Here is a 1,393-nt window from a genome sequence, read left to right on the forward strand (position 1 = left end):
CACGTCGGCGTCGGTCAGTGGCCGACGCAGGCTCTTGCGCGAATCGAGCAACTGGCGGCCGGCGTTCCGTCCGGCTGCGCCACCGCCGTCGCCGGCCTCCTGCTGCCAGATGTCCATCATCGTGCGGTCACCGTGGGTCAACAGCTTTTCCTTGCTGGTGGCGCAGCCGGCGAGCAACGCGACGGCGAGGGCCAGTGCTAGGCCACGGGCCAGGTTAGTCAAGTTCAAGGGCATGGCTTTCTCCTGCGCGGTGATCGACCTTGCGGCCTTCGGGATCGAAGTCGATGGCGAGCGGCTTTTCGAGGTGGACGGCAACCTTGGCGCCGGGTTGGACATAGACGGCGGCGAAGGCTTGGCCGTAGAGCTTGTTGACCCAGGCCGACATGTCCCGGACACCGCCCGCGAGAATCTGGCCGACCGCTTCTTGGCCGGTGATGCCCACGGTGCCGATGGAGCCGTCCGAGCCGACATAGGACATGCGGCCGCTGCCACTCTCGATGAGCGAGGCCACACCGGCACCGGCCGCGGTGATTAGGGCCTGCGAGCCGAGGTATTGCTGGGCGTTGCTGCGCCGCTCGCCGCTGACGCAAGGAATGCCGTGGGGATCGCTGATCCAGCCCAAGCCGTCGCGCTGTTGGTTGTTCTGCTGGTTGCCCTCGCGGTCTTCGGGGATCGTGCGAATCGTGCCGTCGTTGAAGACGAACGTGATGCTGCGCACCTGACCTCGCACGCACGAGAGCGTCCAGTCGCCCGAGGCGGTGCCGCTGAACACGGCGCCGGCCACGTCGGGAATGTCGATGCCATTGGCGGTCAGGTTGTCCGGCCCGACCAGAACTTTGAACGGATAGGGATCGTTGACCGTGCCGTCGATCGGCACGCGGCCGATCAGGGCCGTCATCGCCACCGATCCCATTAGCGTCGAGTTGGTCGGCACGGTATAGACCGGCTTGGCATTCTTGACCCCGGCGGCGCGGGCGCCCGCGTTGGCCACGGTTTCAGCGGTGGTTTCGAGCGTGCTCTGCGCCGGGCCGAAGCTCGTGGGGAAGCTCATGCCGCCGCTCGCGCCACGCCCCCCGTTGCGCCCCTCGGCGGGCTCTGCGTCGTCCGGCTCGACCCACCGCACGCCGCCCTCCATGCCGGCCTCGTCGCCGCCCTGCAGCCCCAGGCCCACGGGCAGGTCCGCATGGCCGCCGCCGCGCCCGCCGATGCTGTCCAGGCGCCGCTGCAGGTCGGCGAGCAGCCCTTCGGTCTGCTGGCGCGCGCTGGCCGCCTGCTCTTGGTCGCGGCGCAGGTTGGACCGCTCGGATTCGAGCGCCGAGTTGATGCGCTGGTCGATGGAGTTCTCGCGCTGGCGCAGCCGCTGGTTCTCTTCACGCTGCGACTTGTTGTCCGA

At 68.7% G+C, this 1,393-nt stretch carries 2 protein-coding genes; both read right to left on the minus strand.

The features are described 5' to 3' along the window. Positions 1–234, minus strand: a 234-nt coding sequence (locus tag HNR75_RS15405; protein ID WP_425506837.1) for a hypothetical protein, incomplete at its 3' end; no start/stop codon positions are given. Further along, positions 215–1,393, minus strand: a 1,179-nt coding sequence (locus HNR75_RS15410) for a TIGR03752 family integrating conjugative element protein (RefSeq protein WP_188027823.1), incomplete at its 5' end; no start/stop codon positions are given. The genes HNR75_RS15410 and HNR75_RS15405, both read right to left, overlap by 20 nt.

Source organism: Tolumonas osonensis (assembly GCF_014202415.1).
GTDB classification, from domain to species: domain Bacteria; phylum Pseudomonadota; class Gammaproteobacteria; order Enterobacterales; family Aeromonadaceae; genus Tolumonas; species Tolumonas osonensis.